The organism is Bradyrhizobium sp. (genome assembly GCF_049798375.1).
Classification (GTDB): domain Bacteria; phylum Pseudomonadota; class Alphaproteobacteria; order Rhizobiales; family Xanthobacteraceae; genus Bradyrhizobium.
The window spans coordinates 1-5,182 of record NZ_JBARGP010000113.1 but is presented as its reverse complement, the minus strand read 5'-3'; the positions used below and the strand labels follow the sequence as shown (position 1 = coordinate 5,182).

General features: G+C 65.3%; 6 protein-coding genes and 2 pseudogenes. 3 read left to right on the top strand and 5 right to left on the bottom strand.

Annotation, left to right across the window (positions count from 1 at the left end):
* Positions 1-396: pseudogene (locus WA702_RS05125) on the top strand (hypothetical protein); the annotation flags it as partial.
* Between the two features lie 21 nt (positions 397-417).
* Here WA702_RS05125 and WA702_RS05120 read toward each other — a convergent pair.
* From WA702_RS05120 to WA702_RS05100, 5 genes are all read right to left on the bottom strand, one after another.
* The gene (locus WA702_RS05120; RefSeq protein ID WP_425109449.1) at positions 418-1,161 is read right to left on the bottom strand and encodes an HAD family hydrolase; all 744 of its coding nucleotides are present in this window, start codon (positions 1,159-1,161) and stop codon (positions 418-420) included.
* Positions 1,162-1,178: 17 nt separating this feature from the next.
* Positions 1,179-2,066 (bottom strand): oxygen-dependent coproporphyrinogen oxidase, encoded by an 888-nt coding sequence (hemF, locus tag WA702_RS05115; RefSeq protein WP_425109448.1) that lies wholly within the window; start codon positions 2,064-2,066, stop codon positions 1,179-1,181.
* A 45-nt stretch (positions 2,067-2,111) separates the two neighbouring features.
* The gene (locus WA702_RS05110; RefSeq protein ID WP_425109447.1) at positions 2,112-2,477 is read right to left on the bottom strand and encodes a 6-pyruvoyl trahydropterin synthase family protein; all 366 of its coding nucleotides are present in this window, start codon (positions 2,475-2,477) and stop codon (positions 2,112-2,114) included.
* 15 nt (positions 2,478-2,492) lie between these two features.
* Positions 2,493-3,125 carry a 7-carboxy-7-deazaguanine synthase gene (queE, locus tag WA702_RS05105; protein WP_425109446.1) on the bottom strand — a complete coding sequence of 211 codons (633 nt, stop codon included), beginning with the start codon at positions 3,123-3,125 and terminating at the stop codon, positions 2,493-2,495.
* A 159-nt stretch (positions 3,126-3,284) separates the two neighbouring features.
* On the bottom strand, positions 3,285-3,755 hold the full coding sequence (locus WA702_RS05100; RefSeq protein WP_425109445.1) for a tRNA (cytidine(34)-2'-O)-methyltransferase: 471 nt from the start codon (positions 3,753-3,755) through the stop codon (positions 3,285-3,287).
* 260 nt (positions 3,756-4,015) lie between these two features.
* Here WA702_RS05100 and petA point away from each other — a divergent pair, with 260 nt between their 5' ends.
* A complete protein-coding gene (gene petA / locus WA702_RS05095; RefSeq protein WP_425109450.1) occupies positions 4,016-4,546 on the top strand; it encodes a ubiquinol-cytochrome c reductase iron-sulfur subunit in 531 nt (176 codons plus the stop codon).
* A 67-nt stretch (positions 4,547-4,613) separates the two neighbouring features.
* Positions 4,614-5,182: pseudogene (fbcH, locus tag WA702_RS05090) on the top strand (cytochrome b/c1); the annotation flags it as partial.

The following is a 5,182-nucleotide window of genomic DNA, read 5'->3' as shown; positions in this document are numbered from 1 at the left end:
ATCTCTGCCGGACCACGCGTGCGTCGCGCCCGCGATGGCCTGGTTGTACTGGCCGGGACCTGGACGCCGGATCCGAGCCTGGCAGCGGAAGATGGCCTGGTGGCATCGGAGTTTGTGTGGTCGGCGCTCGATTGTCCGACCGGCTATGCGACCTCGCACGATCAGGAGAGCGGACGCTTCGACCGCACGCCGATCCTGCTGGGGCGGATGTCCGCAGGGATCGCGGCGCGGCCGCGTGCCGGAGAACGCTGCGTCATCACCGCGTGGCCAATCGGTCGCGACGGCCGCAAACGTTTTGCTGAAGCGGCGCTCCATGGTGAAGCAGGACAGTTGCTGGCCATGGCACGCACCACCTGGATCGCAGTCGATCGTCAGGTGCAACTCGGCGGCGCCTGAGATTTATACGATGCCGAAGCTCTACCTGACCGGCACCAGCTCGGTCAGCGCGCGGATGATACGATCGGGCTTGACGGTCGAGCCTGCCGGCAGGCCATCGCCGTGCACGTCGATCCAGATCGCGTAGATGCCGAGCCGCTGCGGCGCCGTGATCTCCCATTCGAGATTGTCGCCGACCATCCAGGTGTCCTCGGGCCCGACGCCGAGCGTCGCCATGGCGTGGCGATAGGCCTTTTCCTCTGGCTTGCCGAAGCCGTGCTCGCCCTCGATCTGGATGTGATCGAAGCGGTGGGCGAGCGCGAAGCGCTCGATCTTGGCGCGCTGCATGTCGGCGGCGCCGTTGGTGACCAGCGCGAGCTTGACACCGCGCGCCTTGAACTCGTCGATCGCCTCATGCGCGCCGGGGAAGACGAAGATCTGCTCCTCGCGGTAGGCGGTGAAGCGGTCGCCGATCCGCACCGCCAGTTCGTCCGGCAGCGCACGGCCGCCAGTGGCGGCGAGCGCAGCAAAACCCTTCCTTACCGTGATCTGGCGCGCCTCGACCAGCTTGATGCGCCACTCGGCGCCCGCGGTAGACCAGAACGCGCGCGCCGCGCCGGTGATCGCAGCCGCCACGACCTGCGGCTCGTAGGGCGCGATCTCCTGGGCGAATTCGGTGGCGATGATGGTCCAGGCGAGCTCGGGCTTGCTGTAGGCGGACAGGATGGTGTCATCCATGTCGATCAGCATGGCGCGGGGCAGGGCAGGGGTCGTATGTGTGGTCATCGGTCTCGCTGTTAGGCTCACGGCCATTTCACCTCGGGCGGCATCGACGACAGGATGGAGTCGACATTGCCGCCGGTCTTCAGGCCAAAGGTGGTGCCGCGGTCGTAGAGCAAATTGAATTCGACATAGCGGCCGCGGCGGATCAACTGCTCCTCGCGATCCTCAGGCGTCCATGGCGTTGAGAAATTGCGCCGCACCAGCTCCGGATAGATCTTCAGGAACGAACGGCCGACATCCTGGGTGAAGGCGAAATCGGCGTCCCAGTCGCCGGACTCATGGTGGTCATAGAAGATGCCGCCGATGCCGCGCGCCTCGTTGCGATGGGGCAGGAAGAAATACTCGTCGCACCATTTCTTGTAGCGCTCGTAGTCGGCGACGCCGTTGGCGCCACCGCAGGCCTCTTTCATCGCGGCATGGAAGGCGATCGTGTCAGGGTCTTCCCGGGTGCGCCGCCGCTCCAGCACCGGCGTCAGGTCGGCGCCGCCGCCGAACCAGGCTTTGGTGGTGACGACGAAGCGCGTGTTCATGTGCACGGCCGGGACGTGCGGGTTGCGCAGGTGGGCGATCAGCGAGATGCCGGTGGCAAAGAAGCGCGGGTCCTCGTCGGAGCCCGGAATCTGGCCGCGGAAGGCCGGCGCGAACTCGCCATGCACGCTGGAGCAGTGCACGCCGACCTTCTCGAACAGCCGGCCATGCATCATGCCCATCACACCGCCGCCACCGGGAGCGCCCGAGTGATCGGTGCGATCCCAGGGCGTGCGCACGAAGCGGCCGGCGGCCCCTGGATAGAGCTCGGCCGGCGCCTCGTCCTCGAGCCGCTCGAACGCCGCGCAGATCTGGTCGCGCAGCGCTTCGAACCAGGCGCGCGCGCGGGCCTTGCGATCGTCGATGACGGCTGTGTCCATGGATGTCCTCTGCGCGCGTTCAGTCGAAGGTCTCGACTTCGGGGCCTAACCCTGCGGCCCGAAATAGGTGCAGCTCTCGTGGCTGGAGTCGCGATGGACGCTGACCTTGGTGATCTCTCCGATCGGCTGGACGCGCTCATAGATGAAGCGCGACAGGTTCTCCAGCGTCGGCAGCCCGAGCGCCTCGATCTTGTTGAGGAACTTGTGGTCGAGCATCTTCTGGATCTCGGACATGCGTGCGGTCAGCAGGCCGAGATCCATCACCATGCCGGTCGCAGGATCGGGCTGGCCGCGCAAGGTCACCTCGGCGCGGAAGGAGTGGCCATGGATCTCCTGGCTGGCCTCGCCAAGCGTCGTATTGGGCAGCGCATGCGCCGCATCGAAGGTGAACGATTTGGTCAATTCCCACATCGTGCAATGTCGTCCTTATCTAATCCCGATCATCTTATGGGTCTGCAGGCTGAGCCGCCATTGCGGATGCGTCAGGCAGTATTCGGTCGCGCGCGCGGTGTTGGCGGCCGCGTCCGGCCCGTCCATCGGCTGCAGCGAAAAGCGATCGAAGGCGAGACCTTCGAAATCCGATGGGACCGCACCGTCCTGCGGATAGATCAGCTTGAGTTCGTGGCCGTGCCGAAGCGCAAGCTCGGCACCGGCCTTGGGGCTGACGCAGATCCAGTCGATCCCGGCGGGCGGCGTCAGCGTGCCGTTGGTCTCGATGCCGATCTCGAAGCCACGCCCATGCAGCGCCGTGACCAGGTCGTGATCCACCTGCAACAGCGGCTCGCCGCCGGTCAGGATGGTATAGCGGCCGTTGTCGCCGCCTGTCCATTGTCCGGCGATGGTGTCCGCCAGCTCTGCCGGCGTGGCATAGCGGCCGCCGAGGGTGCCGTCGAGGCCGACGAAATCGGTGTCGCAAAATCGGCAGATGGCGCCGGCGCGGTCCTGTTCGCGGCCGCTCCACAGGTTACAGCCGGCGAAGCGGCAGAACACGGCGGCGCGCCCCGCCTGGGCGCCTTCGCCCTGCAGGGTCATGAAGATCTCTTTCACCGCGTAGCTCAAACTCGTCACTCCAGAAAGAACCGTAGGGTGGGCAAAGCGAAGCGTGCCCACCGTCTACAACCTCGCCTCTTGGCCGGAGGGCACGGCGCTCCGGCCAGTTGCAATTGGGGAGACATCACGGCGATGCGGCTTTGCCCACCCTACGCTTACTCGATCCGATCACGTCTTGGCGTGCACCGCGGCCTCTCGGGTCTGGCGCAGCGCCTCGCCGGCCGCCATGGCGGCGGCCATCGCGACGTTGAGCGAGCGCAGACCAGGCCGCAGCGGAATCAGCAGCCGTGCATCCGCAACATTTGTCACCGCCTCCGGCACCCCGGCGCTCTCCCGCCCGAACAGCAGGATATCGGTCTCCGCATAGGCGAAATCCAGATAGGATTTGGCGCCCTTGGTCGTGAACAGCAGCAGCCGGTGGCCGGCCTCTCGCCGCCAGGCCTCGAACGCCGTCCAGGAATCGTGCCGTCGCCAATCCAGCTGCTCCAGATAATCCATTCCGGCCCGCCGGAACAGCCGGTCCGAGACCGGAAAGCCGGCCGGCTCGATGATGTGGGCTGTGATATCGAGGCAGGCGCACAGCCGCAGAATCGTGCCGGTGTTCTGGGGAATGTCGGGCTGATAGAGCGCGATCTGCATGTGAACAATCTCAAAAAATGGTGCCGAAAGTCCGCGCCTCCTGCGGAATTGGTGCATGGCACCCGCGCGGGCCGATAGCGGGCTTGCGCTCGTTCCGCAAGGGTGCCAATAGAACGATTCTGGACTGCTTATTCCCCCAGGGGGGCGGAATGAGTGGTTTTCTGCCGCCGCGGGGGACGCGGGCGCCGGCAGGATCCCCCGGTCACGTGTTGGGCGTCGAGCGGGGCGGTTCCTCCGGCTGCAACTCAGAAAGGGTAGGAATCGTGACATCGTCTACTGCGGATCATCCGACACGCCGGGATTTTCTCTTTGTCGCCACGGGCGCGGCCGCAGCGGTCGGCGGACTGGCGACCCTCTGGCCGTTCGTGTCCCAGATGAATCCCGATGCCTCGACGATTGCGGCCGGCGCGCCGATCGAGGTCGATCTCAGCCCCGTCGCCGAGGGGCAGGACATCAAGGTGTTCTGGCGCGGCAAGCCGATCTATATCAGCCACCGCACCTCGAAGCAGATCGAGGAAGTGAAGGCGGTGCCGCTGTCGAGCCTGCCCGATCCGCAGACCGACCAGGCCCGCACCAAGGACGGCCACGAGCAGTGGCTGGTGGTGATCGGCATCTGCACCCATCTCGGCTGCATTCCGATCGCGCATGAAGGCAATTACGACGGCTTCTTCTGCCCGTGCCACGGTTCGCAATACGACGCCTCGGGGCGCATTCGCCAGGGGCCCGCGCCGCTCAATCTCGCCGTCCCGCCCTATCAGTTCGTTTCCGACACCAAGATTCAGATCGGTTGAGGCCGGGGCCCCCTTGGGCCCTGGCTCACGACTGTCATGCCATAAGATATTTCCTCAGGAACGCATCATGAGTGGACCTTCCGCCTATCAACCGAGCCATCCCGCCCTGAAGTGGCTCGAACAACGACTTCCGATCATCGGCCTGGTCCACTCGTCCTTCGTTGCCTATCCGACCCCGCGCAACCTCAACTACTGGTGGACCTTCGGCGCCATCCTGTCGCTGATGCTGGGCCTGCAGATCCTCACCGGCGTCATCCTGGCGATGCACTACACGCCGCATGCCGACCTCGCCTTCAAGTCGGTCGAATTGATCGTGCGCGACGTCAACTACGGCTGGCTGCTGCGCAACATGCACGCCGCCGGCGCGTCGATGTTCTTCTTCGCGGTCTACATCCACATGCTGCGCGGCCTCTATTACGGCTCCTACAAGGCGCCGCGCGAGGTGCTGTGGATCCTCGGCGTCATCATCTACCTGTTGATGATGGCGACCGGCTTCATGGGCTACGTGTTGCCGTGGGGCCAGATGAGCTTCTGGGGCGCCACCGTCATCACCAATCTGTTCTCGGCCGTGCCGTATTTCGGCGAGAGCATCGTCACCCTGCTGTGGGGCGGTTACTCGGTCGGTAATCCGACGCT